Genomic DNA, 14,532 nt, shown 5'->3' on the forward strand with positions numbered 1-14,532 from the left:
TCCATTGTTCAATCATTCTAGTTATCAGGCTCTAGGATGAAATTGACGGTAATTTTTTTGTAAATGTTCTTTGGTAACATGGGCATAAATTTGCGTAGACGATAAGCTGGCGTGTCCTAATAACTCTTGGACGGTTCGCATATCTGCTCCATTGTTTAATAAATGTGTAGCAAATGTATGCCTCAACATATGAGGATGAATATCTGCTGTCAAACTACTTTTTTTTATGATTTGATTTAAGACGTATTCAATACCGGATACAGATATCTGATCGCCATAATGATTCACAAACAGATAATCATGTTCTTTATGGTATTTAGCCATTAATACACTCCGACATTTTTCCAGGTATTCTTGGATCGCCACACTTGCGTAGTGTCCAAACGGCACATAACGTTCTTTATTGCCTTTCCCATGAATCAAAACAACGCTTAAATCAAAATCGATATCTTTTATGCTGATCCCTCTGCATTCGCTGACCCGTATCCCTGTACCATATAGAACTTCTAAAAGAGCTTCATTCCGAAAATCGAGCGGTTTATCGCCTTTAACGGTTTGAAATAGAGCTTCCATTTCTTTCTCATAAAAAAAACGCGGTAAACGAAGCGTTTTCTTTTTTAAATGTATATAAGAAAACGGATTTTCTGCAACCACATGGTTTTTTAAAAGAAATTGATAGAAAGCTCTTAAACTCGATATCTTTCTTGAAATTGTATTACGGCTTAGCTCGCGTTCTGTTAGTTCGCCTAAAAAAATCCGAACATCTTGCAAGGTCACGGCTTCATATGCTGCATCGCCCGTTTCAAGCAAAAAATTCGAAAAATCAAGAATATCTTCTTCATAAGCTTTTTTGGTAAGTTCAGAGTAGTGACGTTCAGTGATCAAGTATTGTAAAAAAGTTGTTTTCAATTCATGATTATTCAAAAAAAGTCCCTCCACTCATATGACAAAGTTACTTTATCATAGAAGCAAAGGGATTACAATTGATTGTGTTTCAAACTTATCGAAATTTTAAACTATTCTGTCTTTTTTTAAAACCGCTGTTTATACCTGTTTAGTTCTTTTATCTTTCATCGGGAAAGCACAGCGCTGCTTTATTATTGTACTTCTTCTTTATACTCACAGTGACTGCAAATCACTTGCTTTTTCCCTTTAGTTTTCTTTTCAACTAAATAATGATCGCATTTTGGACAGTTTCTGCCAATCGGTTTATCCCATGAAACGAATTCGCAAGCTGGGTAACGATCACAACCATAAAACAACCGATTTTTCTTCGATTTCCGTTCAATCACTTGGCCTTCTTTACATGTCGGACAAGTGACGCCAATTTCTTTGACGATAGCTTTCGTATTGCGGCATTCAGGAAAATTACTGCAAGCATAAAACTTACCATACCGTCCTAGTTTGATGACCATTGGATGGCCACATAACTCACAATCGAAACCAGCAGGTTCATCTTTGATTTGGATTTTTTCAATGGTTTCTTCAGCTGTTTCAACTTCTTTAATAAACGGTTGATAGAAACGATCGATAACATTCACCCATTTTTCTTTGCCCTCTTCGACAGCATCTAAGTCTTTTTCCATTTCTGCTGTAAAATGAGTATCAACGATTTGCGGGAAAAATTCAACGACTAAATTATTGACGATCATACCCAACTCGGTTGGTTCAAACCGCTTGCTTTGCAACTTCACATAATATCTTTTTTGGATGGTATTAAGTGTTGGAGCATAGGTAGAAGGACGACCAACTCCATTTTCTTCCAGTGTCCGGATCAATGTTGCTTCAGAAAAGCGAGCTGGCGGTTGAGTAAAGTGCTGTTTCGGTTCAATGTCAACCGATTGAACACGGTCGCCTTTTTCCATCTCAGGTAAGATGTTTTCTTTTTCTTCTTTCCCGTCATCGGTTCCTTCCACATAAACTTTTTGATAACCAGGGAACTTAAGTGTTGAACCATTTGCTCTAAACAGAATGGCATTTTGAACAATATCAACTTTTACCGTATCAAAAACTGCAGGGGTCATTTGACTAGCAACTAACCGTGACCAGATAAGATTGTAGAGTTTATATTGATCCTTTGTCAAATGCTTTTCGATTTCTTTAGGTGTCCGCATCACGCTTGATGGTCGGATAGCTTCATGGGCATCTTGAGAACTAGCCGACTTTTTAGCTATACGGGGTTTTGAAGCAGAATACTCTGGTCCAAACTCTTTAGTGATGTATTCCGCAACTTCGTTCTTAGCAGATTCAGCGATCCGTGTAGAATCTGTCCGCATATAGGTAATCAAACCAACGGCTCCGCCACGCCCCAATGAGATCCCTTCATAAAGCTGCTGAGCGATCATCATGGTTTTTTGTGTTCTGAAATTTAATTTTCGTGCAGCTTCTTGTTGTAGAGTACTTGTTTTAAAAGGCAAAGCGGGATTACGTTTGCGTTCTTTTTTAGTTACTTTGGTAACGTCAAAATCATTGCCTTTGATTTCTTGAATCACTTTTTGAACATCCTCAGCATTGCCTAAATTCATTTTTTTGCCGTTTAAACCATAAAAATTGGCTTTGAATTTTTTGGTCCCTTTTTTAAAATTCCCAGCAATGCTCCAGTATTCTTCTGGTTTAAACTCATTGATCTCTGTTTCACGTTCACAAATAAGTTTTAAGGCAATCGATTGAACTCGTCCAGCACTAAGACCTTTTTTGACTTTCTTCCATAAAATAGGGCTAATCGTATAGCCTACTAAACGGTCTAAAATTCGGCGAGCCTGCTGTGAGTTTACCAATTCCATATCGATGGAACGGGGTTCTTTAAATGCACCTTTGACGGCTTCTTTTGTAATTTCATTAAAAACGACTCGATTTTTAGCTTCACTGTCTAATCCCAGAAGAAAGCTAAGGTGCCATGCGATAGCTTCTCCTTCTCTATCCGGGTCAGCTGCGAGAAAAACTTTTTCAGCCTTTTTAGCGTAACCTTTTAGTTCTTTTATTAGAGGCCCTTTTCCACGTATGGAAATGTATTCGGGTTCATAGTTATTTTCTACATCAATTGCCATGCGGCTTTTTGGCAAGTCACGAATATGACCTAGACTAGCAACAACTTTGTAGTTTTTTCCTAAATATTTTTCAATTGTTTTTGCTTTCGCAGGCGATTCTACAATCACCAGGTATTTATAGGCCAATGGAATGCTCCTTTCAAATGAGCTCTTATTTTCTATTTTCAGCACTTTCTTTGCTAAAAGAGAAATCGTTAATCATCTTATGCTATCTAAAGGCCCTTTGTCAACTATTGATATCTCCTCTTAAAAAACAGCTTCCTCAATGTTCTCTCTTAAATAGAAGAAAAAGAAGACTATTTTGATCTTATACTGAGTTCATTTGTATTCTATGAACCATCTTTTGTATTCTATGAACCATCTAATGTTCTTTGCTAATGACTGTTTCAAAACGTTATTTCTTCTAAGATATGAGCAGCCGATAAAACACACTTAGCCCCATGCAAAATCAAATCATTTGTTCCTTCAACACCAGGATTGGTGATGTCTCCAGGTACAGCAAAAACTTCTCTTCCTTCTTGTAACGCTAGATTAGCTGTAATTAAACTTCCGCTACGGTATTTTGCTTCTATTACTAACGTCCCTAAAGACAAGCCGGCAATGATTCGATTTCTCATCGGAAAATGATGGCGTAATGGTTTGGCACCTAAAGGATATTCTGAAAGCAATAAATGCTCTTGACCGATTTTTTCTTGTAGTGCTTTGTGCTCATAAGGGTAAACACGATCCAAACCCGTTCCAACAACAGCAACCGTTTTTCCTTTTTCGCGCATTGTTTTTTGATGAACAGCACAATCGATTCCTTTGGCTAGTCCACTAACCATCACGATATCATTTTTAACCAACTCCGGCAGCAGTCGGTTTAAGACATTTTCACCATAAGCGCTACTCTTTCTGGACCCTACAACAGCTAATAACCGCTGCTCTAATAAAGATAGATCGCCTTGATAAAACAGCAAGACGGGTGGATTATAGATTTGTCTTAAATATTCAGGGTACTGATCATCTAAAATCGTTAGCCAACGGATATTTTTTGTTTGATAGCGTTGAAAAAGCAACTCTAGTTGAACGGCAGCATAGCTGTTTAAAAAAGTTTTTGTGTGTGCTGGAGTTAATTTTGCATTTACGGACAACTCATAAGCAGATGAGTAAGGGTTATCTAGTAAGGCAGAAATCATACGTAGTTTACTGGCAGGTCCGATACCGCCACAATGCGATAAATGAAAAATCCTTTGATTTAGTAATTGTTTGTCCATCTTTTCTGCTCCTTCGTTTCATGGTCTATTTAGTCTGATGACAATCAGATTTATTATCCGCAAAGCAGAACTTCTTTATTTATTATTTATTATAATGAAGAGATCTCTATACGAAAAAAACTGAAGCTCATGTCTTTCATGAGCTTCAGTCGTGTGTTTATTAATAAAGTTGTAATCTATTTCGGACAGGTGCAAAAGAATGGCGATGAATCGGACAAACGCCTAACGTCTCCAAGCCTTCTAAATGCACTTTTGTACCATAACCTGCATTTTGAGCAAACCCGTATCCTGGATAAAGGCGATCATACTCCGCCATCATCCGATCACGCGTCACTTTTGCAACGATACTTGCTGCGGCAATCGATAAACTTTTCGCATCTCCCTTGATGAGACTTTCTTGAGGAATCGAAGTTGGCAACTGCATAGCGTCAATCAGCAAATGCTCTGGAGCAATCGGCAATTTTTGAATAGCTTCAAGCATGGCTAATTTAGTTGCTTGGTAAATATTGACCTCGTCAATAACCGAATGCTCTTTCACCCCTATACCGATGGCTAAAGCTTTGGCTTGAATTTCATCAAATAATTGATCGCGTTTCTCGCTGGACAGCTGTTTTGAATCATTGATCTCTAAAACATGAAAATCCTGAGGCAAAATCACTGCTGCCGTAACAACTGGTCCAGCTAACGGACCACGGCCGACTTCATCGATTCCTGCGACAAACTGGATGCCATTAGCCCAAAGGTGTTTTTCAATTTGCAGCATTTTTTGATAATTTTCTTCTAATAATTGTTTTTTTTCAAGTCTTTTTTCCCAGGCTTTCAAAGCTGTGCCCACCCCTTTTCGGGTATCTGCTTTGAGCGCTAAAAGGCGTTCATCAGAAGGATGCTCAATCGTTGTCAACAACTCTTTGACCGCCATAATGGACAGTGGCTTTTCCATGTTACTCTGCCCCTTTTTCTGGTATTGATACTGCAGGAACTGCATCTAATGTATAGCGCCCTACTTTTCCGCTTCTAATTTCATAGATGATCATCTCCGCAGCACGGCTATAATCCTCTCTAAATCCTCTTTTTTCGGAAATCAGCATCAACATTTCCGGCGAAGGCAAAACGATCTCTTCAGCGGTTAACTTATAACGATCAGCCAATTGTTCCGGGTAGTGCTGCTGCATTACTTCTATTCCATATAAAGCAATATCATCTAATTGCAAAATAGTATCTTTGATCGCTCCTGTTAAAGCCAGTTTTTTCCCAACTTCTGGGTCTTCAAATTTCGGCCAAAGAATTCCTGGAGTATCCAGTAAATCAAGTTCTTTGTTTAATCTTAGCCATTGCTGAGCTTTCGTTACGCCAGGTCTATTGCCTGTCTTAGCAATATTTTTCTTAACGAATCGATTGATCAGTGTAGATTTTCCGACGTTTGGTATTCCAATACTCATCGCCCGGATTGGACGTGGTTTTCGGCCTTGAGCAGCCATTCGATCAAATTTAGGTTTTAATAATCTCTTAGCTTCACTCATAACTTTTTTCATGCCAATACCTTCTTGCGCAACTATCGGAACGGCAGAAATCCCTTGTTTATTAAAATAGCTGACCCATTTTTGAGTCAACGCCTCATCAGCTAAATCGCTTTTATTTAAAATAACTATCCGTGGTTTGTCGCCAATCAATTCATCCAGGATAGGATTACGGCTAGAAAGCGGAATCCTAGCATCTACTAATTCAAAAATAACATCTACTAACGTTAACTTTTCAGTCACTTGTCTTCTTGCTTTGGCCATATGGCCTGGAAACCATTGTATCGTTGTCATTGTATCGCTCCTTTTATTTCTTCAAAAAAAAAGGTGAAGAGCAGAATCGCTCCCCCTTTTTGATTTAATGCTTTTTTCTGCTTACTCTTTGATCATACCAAAGTCTTTTAAAGGCCAAATTCGGATATCTGTAGTGCCAGAAACCGTTTCTTTATCGATAAATCCAAAAGAACGACTGTCTTTAGAGTTCGTTCGGTTATCTCCCAATACAAAATAAGAATTTTCCGGAACTTTTTCCATTCCAGTCACCGAAGCCAGCGTAAAGTTTTCGGTAAATGATTCGCCTGGAGCTAATTCTGATTTTGATTCCTCTAGGTAAGGTTCTGCTACGGCTTCTCCATTCACGTACAACGTCTCGTCCATTACCATGATTTCATCACCTGGCATCCCGATGACACGCTTAATGTATTGCTTTTCCGGATCATCTGGAGCAGGAAAAACAATTAAATCAAACCGTTCAGTCTCTTCAATTTTATTTAAAATCAAACGATCTTGGTCGTGAAGGGTCGGGTACATTGATTCCCCGTCGACACTAACCGGAACAAATAAAAAATGACGAATCAATAAAAAGATAATAACTGCTATAACGACATATAATAAAGTACTGAAGGCCTCTTCCAACCAAGTTTTCTTCTTTTTGTTTTTAGGTTTTTTACCCAAATTGTACTTTAAACGTCTAGGCTCAAACTGTTCTTCTTGAGCATCTCGACCATCCGAATAAGTTGTTTTATTCATTGACTACCACCACTACCTTCTATTAAATTATTGAACAATGGATAAACGCTGGAACGGAAAATAAATCATCGTTGTTTCACCGATAATAGCAGATGATGGGATAGACCCAAAATAACGACTATCATTACTAGATCGCCGATTGTCTCCTAAAACAAAATACTCGTCTTCCGGCACTGTTTTTTGGCCCGTCAGTTCTTCTAAAGTAAAATCAGAAGTCCAGGTTCCGCCAGCATGGTTTACGAAATCATTTTCCAGGAAAGGCTCTTCAATTGGACGATCATCAATGTACAATTGATCGTCTTCGTAACGCAATGTCTCATTAGGCAACCCAATGACACGTTTGACCAATGTTCGGTTGGAAGCATCTTTAAAGACAATCAAATCAAACCGATTAATATGATAAATTGTTTCTACGATAATCTGATCACTTTGTTGAAACGTTGGAATCATTGAAGAACCTTCAATCGTCATTGGTAAAAAAATGAAGTTTCGAAAAAAAGCTGTCAGGACCAGCGCTAATAAAAATGGTTTGACCCAATCCCATACTTGATTCCTCCAAGTTTTTTTTTCCATACTTGTCGCTCCAAACTAATCTATTTGACTCTATCATACAAGAAAACGTTGAAAATAACTATTCATTTCCTTAAAAAAATGCCTAATAAAAAAAGGAAGATTGCGTGTACCATCTTCCTTTCTTCTTTTTCTATTTTTAATTTTAATGAATGGTCGGCAACTAAACTTTAATTTTCTTCTAAATACTGAACGCCTTTTTCATATTGAGTATCGTTTTCTTTCATTAATTCTCTTAAGTCTGCAATCATTGCGGCAGCTGTTTCGCCTTCTACCACACCGTTTTCATCTAATTGATGACCTTTTTGAAATTCTTTTACGGCTTGTGTAGTCGTTTCGTCAAAATATCCGTCAATAGCACCGCTGGAGTAATCTAAAGCATCCAATATTTGTTCAACGTTTTTAACTTCAGCTGAAACATCACCTTGTTTGTATGTTTTAGTAGCATCTATCACCAAAAGTTTAGTGTATGCTGGCAAATCGACGGAAATAGTAGGCTCAATGCCTTTTTCATTGATCCATTCACCGTTAGGCGTTAACCATTTAGCGATCGTCAATTTTAATTCACTTTTATCAGAAAAACTAGCGACCGTTTGAACGGTTCCTTTTCCAAACGTTTTGGTTCCGATAATTTGCATATTGGCTGATTCTTTCAATGCTCCTGCTAAGATTTCCGAAGCACTCGCACTTCCTTCATCCACTAGTAAAACAGACGGTTCGGTAACTTTAAAATCGCCCATTGTTTTATCGTCGGCTACAATTTTGACCGCTTCTTGGTCACGTTCCTGAGTCTGCATAATGGTCGATCCCTCTTCAACAAACATATTGGAGATGCTTAATGCCCCATCTAATAGACCGCCGGGATTTTGTCTAACATCAAACACAAATGATGTTGCTCCCTGTTCTCTTAACTCTTTAACTGCTGTTACCAATTCATCATAAGTGGGATCTGAAAAACTAGTGATCGCAATATAGCCAATCGTTGGATCCGTTTCATCTAAATTGTATACCACTGTCTCCACTGGGATCGTGTCACGAGTAACGGTGACTTCGAATGTTTCCTCGCCTCTTTGGATGGTTAACACCACATCTGACCCTTTTTCTCCGCGAATGAATGAAACTGCTTCATTTAAGGTTAAACCGGTCAAATTTTTATCATCTGCTTTAAGCAATACATCATTTGGCTTCAAGCCGGCTTCTTCGGCTGGGGAACCCGCAATAGGGGAAACGATCATGATGGAATCGCCTTGTTTCATCACTTCTGCACCTATACCTTCAAAAGAAGCTGATATCGTATCATTTAGTGAAGCTGATTCTGAAACGTCTAAATACTGTGTATAAGGATCTCCAATGGCGTCTACCATGCCTGACAAAGCACCTTCGATCAACTGGTCTTCATCTACTTCTTGGTAATAATCTGTAGAAAGCTGATTGTAAACTGCTTCAATTTTTGAAAAAGTACCTGGGGTTTGTGCAGTTCCTTCTTCGGTTGGTGCCGTTTGTTCTGTTCGATCAGCAACAACATAAGTTCCTCCAATCGAAATGGCTGCTACAGCTAATAGAGAAATAAGATACGTTCCCATTCTCATTTTAATCTTTTTTTTCTTTTTCGGTTCTTCCTCCATACTGCAACTCCTCCCGCTCTCTTATTGAGATTGTAACTTACATGAAAACAAAAACCAACAAAACCAAGTTGATTTCGTTGGCTTTTGCATGATTCTTTTACGAAGATCCTGCCAAATGAGCTAAAACCTTACTTTTTCTTCATTTTTAACGCTGTTTCTAAAGCCACGATCATCATATCGTCAAATGTCCGCTCACGTTCATCTGATGAAGTCTCTTCACCAGTCAATAAATGGTCGCTAATCGTCAAAATAGCTAGGGCTTTGCGATTGTATTTAGCTGCGAGTGTGTAGAGACCTGCCGCTTCCATCTCCACAGCTAAGACGCCATAATCCGCTAATTTCTTTTTATCTAGTTCTTCGTTGTAAAAACGATCTGCTGACAAAACATTGCCGACTTTCATATTCATTCCTTTTTCTATGCCTACTTCATAAGCTGTTTTCAGCAAATCAAAGTTTGCTAGCGGAGCAAAGTCTACTTGATTATGGAACGTATGACGGTTGATACTTGAATCCGTTGTAGCCCCTTGTGCTAACACAACATCTCGCACTTTAACATCCATTTTCATTCCGCCAGCGGTTCCTACACGCATCAAGTTTTGAACATTATAACTGGTGATCAATTCTTCTGCATAAATCATCATGGAAGGCAATCCCATTCCAGTCCCTTGAACAGAGATCCGTTCACCTTTATACAACCCGGTATACCCAAACATATTCCGCACACGATTGTATTGTTCTACTTCTGTTAAAAAAGTCTCGGCAATATATTTCGCCCGTAATGGGTCACCTGGTAATAAAATTGTTTCTGCAATTTGACCTGCTTTTGCTTCAATATGCACACTCATTATTTATTCCTCCTAAATGTCATTTTACAAGACCAGTGTATGATATAACTGTTATTCTTTGTTTCTATCGACATACCGTTCCCACGCTAAATCAAAGGTTGTCATTTCAGCTAAATAATCGCCATTCAATTCTAAATAATGACTGATTTCTTGATAATCTTCAGATTGTTTAGGAAACCCGTCATCTAGGTATACAGCATTAGCAAATAGCGTGATGGCATCTTTCTTATGAGGGTCTCTTACGGTCATCAAATAATGATAAAATGGACGTCGCATCTTTTTACTTCACCTCTCTATCTGCTCTGTTTTTTATGCGGTCAAGTTGTTCTTGTTCGTAACGGGCAGGGTTTTTACGATAAAAGTCTTGATGTTCTGCTTCTGCCGGATAGAAAGTAGTTGCAGGTTCAATGGTCGTCACAATCGGTTTAGTGTAACGTCCGCTTTGCTCTAACCGTTTTTTTGAACGCTTCGCACTGTCACGTTGCAATTCATCAGCAACAAATATCACTGGCCGGTAATTGTCGCCTCGATCCTGAAACTGACCCATTGCATCGGTTGGATCCGTTTGATTCCAATAGATTTCGACCAGTTCTTCATAGGAAATCAGCGCTGGATCAAATGTGATCTCGACAGCTTCCGTGTGGCCGGTCGTTTGGGTCATCACTTCTTCATAAGTTGGATCAATGGTTTGTCCACCGGTGTAGCCAGAGACTACTTTTTCGATACCTGGTTGTTTATCGAATGGGGACACCATACACCAAAAACACCCGCCGGCAAAAATAGCTGTTTCTTTCATATCGTTTCCTCCTCGTATGGTAAAAATTATTATTTATTTGGCTGGCAGATGCACATTTAAGCGAATATCGTCTTCTACTAAGTCAATCTTGCTGGCTGAAAAATGCATGCCGCTTTCTAGATAAAATTCGTTTAAATTAAAAACAATGAGTTCCTTTTCACTGTTGATAGCTACCCAAGCGGGAACTTTTAATTGTTCTTTTATTAAATTCATGGCAAATGAGATGGGTAAATTCAAAGAACCTACTGCGATTTTTGTAGCTTTGAACTGCAGATTTCCATTTTCCATCACAAATGGTTCTAAAAACAAGGAAAACTGCACGTCGTGACCGAATAACTGAAAAGTCCCTAATAATTGAGCTTGATCTTCTAATAAGAAATCAAATTCAACCGCCTCATTTGATAATTCTTCATCAATATATTTTGTTACCAATTGATTCAGGTCTTCTTTGTGTGCCTGAATTTGAAACGTCATTTCATCTTTTTGAGAAACCTCTGATAAGTTAGGTTCTCCTTGAATGACCGCTGTCATTTGAGTAAAAAACCAGATAACAGTCCCTAATACAATTGTCAATAAAATAAGAAAGGCCCATTTCCATCCTTTTTGTTTTAGTTTGATGTGGTTTTTCTTTTCTTCCATATGAACTCCTTTTGATTATAAAATTTTTAACTATTCTCCAGCAATTCGTTGTTTTAAAATAGCCTGATACAATTTTTCAGCCATCAATTCATAGCCCTTATCATTGGGATGAAACAGATCTTCTTCATACAACAAAGGATTGATCTCAGCCTGCTCCGCTGCTAGCGAACTATCCGCTACTCCGTCTTCTGATAAGGGGAGCTTAGACAAGTTAAAGATATCATCTAGCGAAAGATAGATGCCTTCTTCCTTTTCCACCAGTTCTTTTGTTGACTGATTCCAAGAATCCAAGATCGTCTGCATCTCAGTAATATCCGGAAAGAGATCAGCGTAAGGATTGTAAATCCCAAAAACATAAACTTGTGCTTTAGGGTTCAGCTTATTAAATTCTGAAAGAATCGTTTTCAATTCGGTTTCATACTTCTTTTTTGGTTGAATAAAACTATCCTGATTTATGTTGAGGGTGTCTTTTTTGAAGGTTTGTATTACATCATTTCCACCCACTGTTAAAACAATGATATCAGCTTTTTTTAAATCGGATTGAATCTCCTCTTGTTGTTGAATGCGCGACAAGATCTGATCGCTGCGGTCACCGCTTTTTCCATAATTCTTTGTGGTTACTTCTTTGATGCTATTTGTCTCTCTTAATAAGTTGGCCGTTAAAGGGACATAACCTCCATTTTGTGTGCTGTCTCCAACTCCTTCAGTCAAAGAATCCCCTACCGCTACTAGATAGAGAGAATCATTCATCGGTTCTGCTTGGTCTGATTTAAATGGTTTGTTTTGTCCGAATAAAAAATCTAACCCTTGGTAAACGATGAAGACACCGACTGCTAAAATCAAACAAGTAATAAAAAAAGAACGTATTTTTTTCATCGTGTTCCACCCCGCTTCATGATAAAACTAAGTTTAGTTCGTTTCATTATTGCTTTTTTCTCCATCTGTGTAATACATAATAGCATAGGCCCCTTTTCCCGTATGAGTGGCAATTACCGGGCTAGTCTGATCCATACTCATAGGAACCATTGGCAGCGCCTTTTGAAAAGCTTCATTTAATTCGTTGACGTATTCAAAATCAGATGCATGTGAAAAACCCACTTCACAAACGTTCTTAGTTTGTTGCAGTTCCTCTTTCAATTGCTGGTTCCATTTATTGACTGGTTTCATACCCCGACCTTTGACCCGGCTTTCTAACTTTCCATCAACGAGTTCAAAAACTAATTTCATGTTCATTAAACTAGAAACAGCACCCACTACACGGCTGACGCGTCCTCCTTTAACTAGATTTTCCAATGTTCGAACGCAGATAAACAATTTCGTGTTTTTTCTAACAGTTTCAATACGGTTTAAAATGGCTGTTTTATCAGCACCTGTTAAAGCTAACTTTGCAGCTTCGATCACTTGAAAAGAAAGCCCACGGTCAGTAAACTTGCTATCAATGACGGTTACATCTGTATCCGTCATTTGAGCAGCCTGTCTAGCCGCGTTAACTGTGCCGCTTAATGATTCAGTCATATGGATCGAGATCACTTGTCCGCCGTTTTCTCCTAGTTTGTTGTATGTTTCTAGAAATCTTCCTAATGGAGGTTGGCTCGTTTTCGGTAATTCTTTGGCTGTCGCCATTCGCTCCATAAATACATCTTTTTGAATCGTTTCTCCGTCTACGTAAGTGTCTTCATCCACTAAAATCGTTAAAGGCAAAACATGGATATTTAATTTTTCCAATTCTTCTGGACTTAATTGAGCAGATGAATCCGTTACGATTGTTATGTTCTTCATTTTTCTTTCATCCCATCTTTCTTCCTGCAATTTATTTAAAAATCATGTTATACTGAAAAAACACCCACTTATTTTATCGTTCCATACCCTAATTTATACATAGAATAGTATAACAGATTCTCTAATCAGCGTATACTCAATCTATAGTGAGTCACTCTATAAACAGTATTGGCAGGAGGTAGTCAAATGGAAAAAAAATCTTTGAAGAATAACCCCGATTTTACCAAAACCTACTTGATCACCAATGAAGTGTTTAATGCAATCACTCATGGTATCGGCTTTGGATTAAGCATTGCTGGTCTAGTCATTTTACTTTATAAAGGTTCTCAAACCGGCACTGCTCTTGAAATCGTTTCATATGCTATTTATGGCGCCACACTCATTCTTTTATATCTATGTTCAACACTTTACCACAGTTTAGCATTTACACCGGCTCGCAAGCTCTTTAAAATATTTGATCATATGAGTATTTTTCTTTTAATTGCAGGAACCTATACTCCTTATACCTTAATTACTATTGGCGGAGCTCTGGGATGGACACTTTTCGGAATAGTTTGGGCAATCGCGATTCTTGGAGTCCTTTATAAAGCCATCTGGATCAACAAATTCCAAAAATATTCTACTTGGTTGTATATTGCTATGGGTTGGTTATGTGTTTTCGCTTTGAAACCTATGTATTTGGGATTGGGTACTAAAGGTTTTACTTTGCTCGTATTGGGCGGTTTATCTTTCACGATTGGAGCTATTTTCTATAGCTTGCGAAACATTAAATACATGCATGTGCTGTGGCATCTATTTGTCTTAGCCGGTACAGCCTTTATGTACTTTTCAATTCTTTTTTATGTTTGATTTTTTTCTGCTGCTGCTGATAAATCACAGTCAACGAAAAAGGCCTCCAGCTTTTGTGCTGAAGGCTTTTTTAGTCGAGTATTTTTAGTCAGTTTCGCGTATACGTTTCAAATTGGTGCGGGTATTTATTGCGATCATCTGTTATTCCTTGCTCCACATTCACTAGTTTCCATTGAGTCCAATCTATTTCAGGAATAAACGTATCTCCTTCAAATTCCCCATCGATCATTGTTCGGTGCAGCAAATCTGCATCGCCCATAAACTCTTTAAAAACACCTGAACCGCCGGTAATAAATAAGTCGTTCTCATAATCCTTAGCGAAATCCAATACCTCTTGGCGGCTATGCATGATCAAAACACCTTCCGCCTGATACTCTTTATCGTTGGTCATTACGATATTGATGCGGTTGGGTAAGGGACGTTTATTCATCCCTTCGAACGTTTTTCTGCCCATCACAACAGCATTTCCTTGTGTCATTTCTTTAAAATACTTTAGATCATTCGGCAAATACCAAGGCAACGTTCCTTTGTTGCCGATAACACCGTTACGATCTTGCGCCCATAGAAAAGCAATCATGTT

16 protein-coding genes are annotated in these 14,532 nt (G+C 38.3%); 1 reads left to right on the forward strand and 15 read right to left on the reverse strand.

Annotated features, from left to right (window positions below; genetic code table 11):
* Nucleotides 1–24: 24 nt before the first annotated feature.
* The 14 genes from xerC to JHE06_RS06460 all read right to left on the reverse strand — a co-directional run bounded on the left by xerC (nt 25) and on the right by JHE06_RS06460 (nt 13,103).
* Nucleotides 25–924, reverse strand: a complete 900-nt coding sequence (xerC, locus tag JHE06_RS06395; RefSeq protein WP_201088266.1) for a tyrosine recombinase XerC — start codon at nt 922–924, stop codon at nt 25–27.
* 173 nt (nt 925–1,097) lie between these two features.
* The gene (topA, locus tag JHE06_RS06400; RefSeq protein ID WP_058918610.1) at nt 1,098–3,173 is read right to left on the reverse strand and encodes a type I DNA topoisomerase; all 2,076 of its coding nucleotides are present in this window, start codon (nt 3,171–3,173) and stop codon (nt 1,098–1,100) included.
* Nucleotides 3,174–3,433: 260 nt separating this feature from the next.
* Nucleotides 3,434–4,303: a DNA-processing protein DprA gene (gene dprA, locus JHE06_RS06405; RefSeq protein ID WP_201088267.1), complete on the reverse strand. Its 870-nt coding sequence runs from the start codon at nt 4,301–4,303 to the stop codon at nt 3,434–3,436.
* 160 nt (nt 4,304–4,463) lie between these two features.
* Nucleotides 4,464–5,243: a ribonuclease HII gene (locus JHE06_RS06410; RefSeq protein WP_058918612.1), complete on the reverse strand. Its 780-nt coding sequence runs from the start codon at nt 5,241–5,243 to the stop codon at nt 4,464–4,466.
* Nucleotide 5,244: 1 nt separating this feature from the next.
* Entirely contained in the window at nt 5,245–6,114 is an 870-nt protein-coding gene (gene ylqF / locus JHE06_RS06415) for a ribosome biogenesis GTPase YlqF (RefSeq protein WP_201088268.1), read from the reverse strand.
* Between the two features lie 81 nt (nt 6,115–6,195).
* A complete protein-coding gene (lepB, locus tag JHE06_RS06420; protein ID WP_201088269.1) occupies nt 6,196–6,849 on the reverse strand; it encodes a signal peptidase I in 654 nt (217 codons plus the stop codon).
* 27 nt (nt 6,850–6,876) lie between these two features.
* Complete coding sequence (lepB, locus tag JHE06_RS06425; RefSeq protein ID WP_058918615.1) at nt 6,877–7,422, reverse strand: signal peptidase I; 546 nt, start codon at nt 7,420–7,422, stop codon at nt 6,877–6,879.
* Nucleotides 7,423–7,589: 167 nt separating this feature from the next.
* Nucleotides 7,590–9,044: a S41 family peptidase gene (locus tag JHE06_RS06430; RefSeq protein ID WP_201088270.1), complete on the reverse strand. Its 1,455-nt coding sequence runs from the start codon at nt 9,042–9,044 to the stop codon at nt 7,590–7,592.
* A 128-nt stretch (nt 9,045–9,172) separates the two neighbouring features.
* Entirely contained in the window at nt 9,173–9,889 is a 717-nt protein-coding gene (gene deoD / locus JHE06_RS06435; RefSeq protein WP_058918617.1) for a purine-nucleoside phosphorylase, read from the reverse strand.
* A 51-nt stretch (nt 9,890–9,940) separates the two neighbouring features.
* The gene (locus JHE06_RS06440) at nt 9,941–10,165 is read right to left on the reverse strand and encodes a YozE family protein (RefSeq protein WP_058918618.1); all 225 of its coding nucleotides are present in this window, start codon (nt 10,163–10,165) and stop codon (nt 9,941–9,943) included.
* Between the two features lie 4 nt (nt 10,166–10,169).
* Entirely contained in the window at nt 10,170–10,685 is a 516-nt protein-coding gene (msrA, locus tag JHE06_RS06445; protein WP_082664162.1) for a peptide-methionine (S)-S-oxide reductase MsrA, read from the reverse strand.
* 33 nt (nt 10,686–10,718) lie between these two features.
* A complete protein-coding gene (locus tag JHE06_RS06450; protein WP_201088271.1) occupies nt 10,719–11,324 on the reverse strand; it encodes a YpmS family protein in 606 nt (201 codons plus the stop codon).
* 30 nt (nt 11,325–11,354) lie between these two features.
* On the reverse strand, nt 11,355–12,200 hold the full coding sequence (locus JHE06_RS06455; protein ID WP_201088272.1) for an SGNH/GDSL hydrolase family protein: 846 nt from the start codon (nt 12,198–12,200) through the stop codon (nt 11,355–11,357).
* 33 nt (nt 12,201–12,233) lie between these two features.
* The gene (locus tag JHE06_RS06460) at nt 12,234–13,103 is read right to left on the reverse strand and encodes a DegV family protein (RefSeq protein WP_058918621.1); all 870 of its coding nucleotides are present in this window, start codon (nt 13,101–13,103) and stop codon (nt 12,234–12,236) included.
* A 186-nt stretch (nt 13,104–13,289) separates the two neighbouring features.
* Here JHE06_RS06460 and trhA point away from each other — a divergent pair, with 186 nt between their 5' ends.
* Entirely contained in the window at nt 13,290–13,952 is a 663-nt protein-coding gene (gene trhA / locus JHE06_RS06465; protein WP_058918622.1) for a PAQR family membrane homeostasis protein TrhA, read from the forward strand.
* Between the two features lie 88 nt (nt 13,953–14,040).
* On the opposite strand, the gene JHE06_RS06470 is transcribed toward trhA, so the two are convergent.
* Complete coding sequence (locus JHE06_RS06470) at nt 14,041–14,529, reverse strand: dihydrofolate reductase (RefSeq protein WP_058918623.1); 489 nt, start codon at nt 14,527–14,529, stop codon at nt 14,041–14,043.
* Between the last annotated feature and the right edge of the window lie 3 nt (nt 14,530–14,532).

This window comes from Carnobacterium sp. CS13 (genome assembly GCF_016653495.1).
GTDB classification, from domain to species: Bacteria; Bacillota; Bacilli; order Lactobacillales; family Carnobacteriaceae; genus Carnobacterium_A; species Carnobacterium_A antarcticum.

What these genes read in the sequence shown, in the direction of transcription:
- dprA (WP_201088267.1), bottom strand. Translation starts at nt 4,303, where the DNA reads ATGGACAAACAATTACTAAATCAAAGGATTTTTCATTTATCGCATTGT.
- JHE06_RS06410 (WP_058918612.1), bottom strand. Translation starts at nt 5,243, where the DNA reads ATGGAAAAGCCACTGTCCATTATGGCGGTCAAAGAGTTGTTGACAACG.
- ylqF (WP_201088268.1), bottom strand. Translation starts at nt 6,114, where the DNA reads ATGACAACGATACAATGGTTTCCAGGCCATATGGCCAAAGCAAGAAGA.
- lepB (WP_201088269.1), bottom strand. Translation starts at nt 6,849, where the DNA reads ATGAATAAAACAACTTATTCGGATGGTCGAGATGCTCAAGAAGAACAG.
- lepB (WP_058918615.1), bottom strand. Translation starts at nt 7,422, where the DNA reads ATGGAAAAAAAAACTTGGAGGAATCAAGTATGGGATTGGGTCAAACCA.
- JHE06_RS06430 (WP_201088270.1), bottom strand. Translation starts at nt 9,044, where the DNA reads ATGGAGGAAGAACCGAAAAAGAAAAAAAAGATTAAAATGAGAATGGGA.
- deoD (WP_058918617.1), bottom strand. Translation starts at nt 9,889, where the DNA reads ATGAGTGTGCATATTGAAGCAAAAGCAGGTCAAATTGCAGAAACAATT.
- JHE06_RS06440 (WP_058918618.1), bottom strand. Translation starts at nt 10,165, where the DNA reads ATGCGACGTCCATTTTATCATTATTTGATGACCGTAAGAGACCCTCAT.
- msrA (WP_082664162.1), bottom strand. Translation starts at nt 10,685, where the DNA reads ATGAAAGAAACAGCTATTTTTGCCGGCGGGTGTTTTTGGTGTATGGTG.
- JHE06_RS06450 (WP_201088271.1), bottom strand. Translation starts at nt 11,324, where the DNA reads ATGGAAGAAAAGAAAAACCACATCAAACTAAAACAAAAAGGATGGAAA.
- JHE06_RS06455 (WP_201088272.1), bottom strand. Translation starts at nt 12,200, where the DNA reads ATGAAAAAAATACGTTCTTTTTTTATTACTTGTTTGATTTTAGCAGTC.
- JHE06_RS06460 (WP_058918621.1), bottom strand. Translation starts at nt 13,103, where the DNA reads ATGAAGAACATAACAATCGTAACGGATTCATCTGCTCAATTAAGTCCA.
- trhA (WP_058918622.1), top strand. Translation starts at nt 13,290, where the DNA reads ATGGAAAAAAAATCTTTGAAGAATAACCCCGATTTTACCAAAACCTAC.
- JHE06_RS06470 (WP_058918623.1), bottom strand. Translation starts at nt 14,529, where the DNA reads ATGATTGCTTTTCTATGGGCGCAAGATCGTAACGGTGTTATCGGCAAC.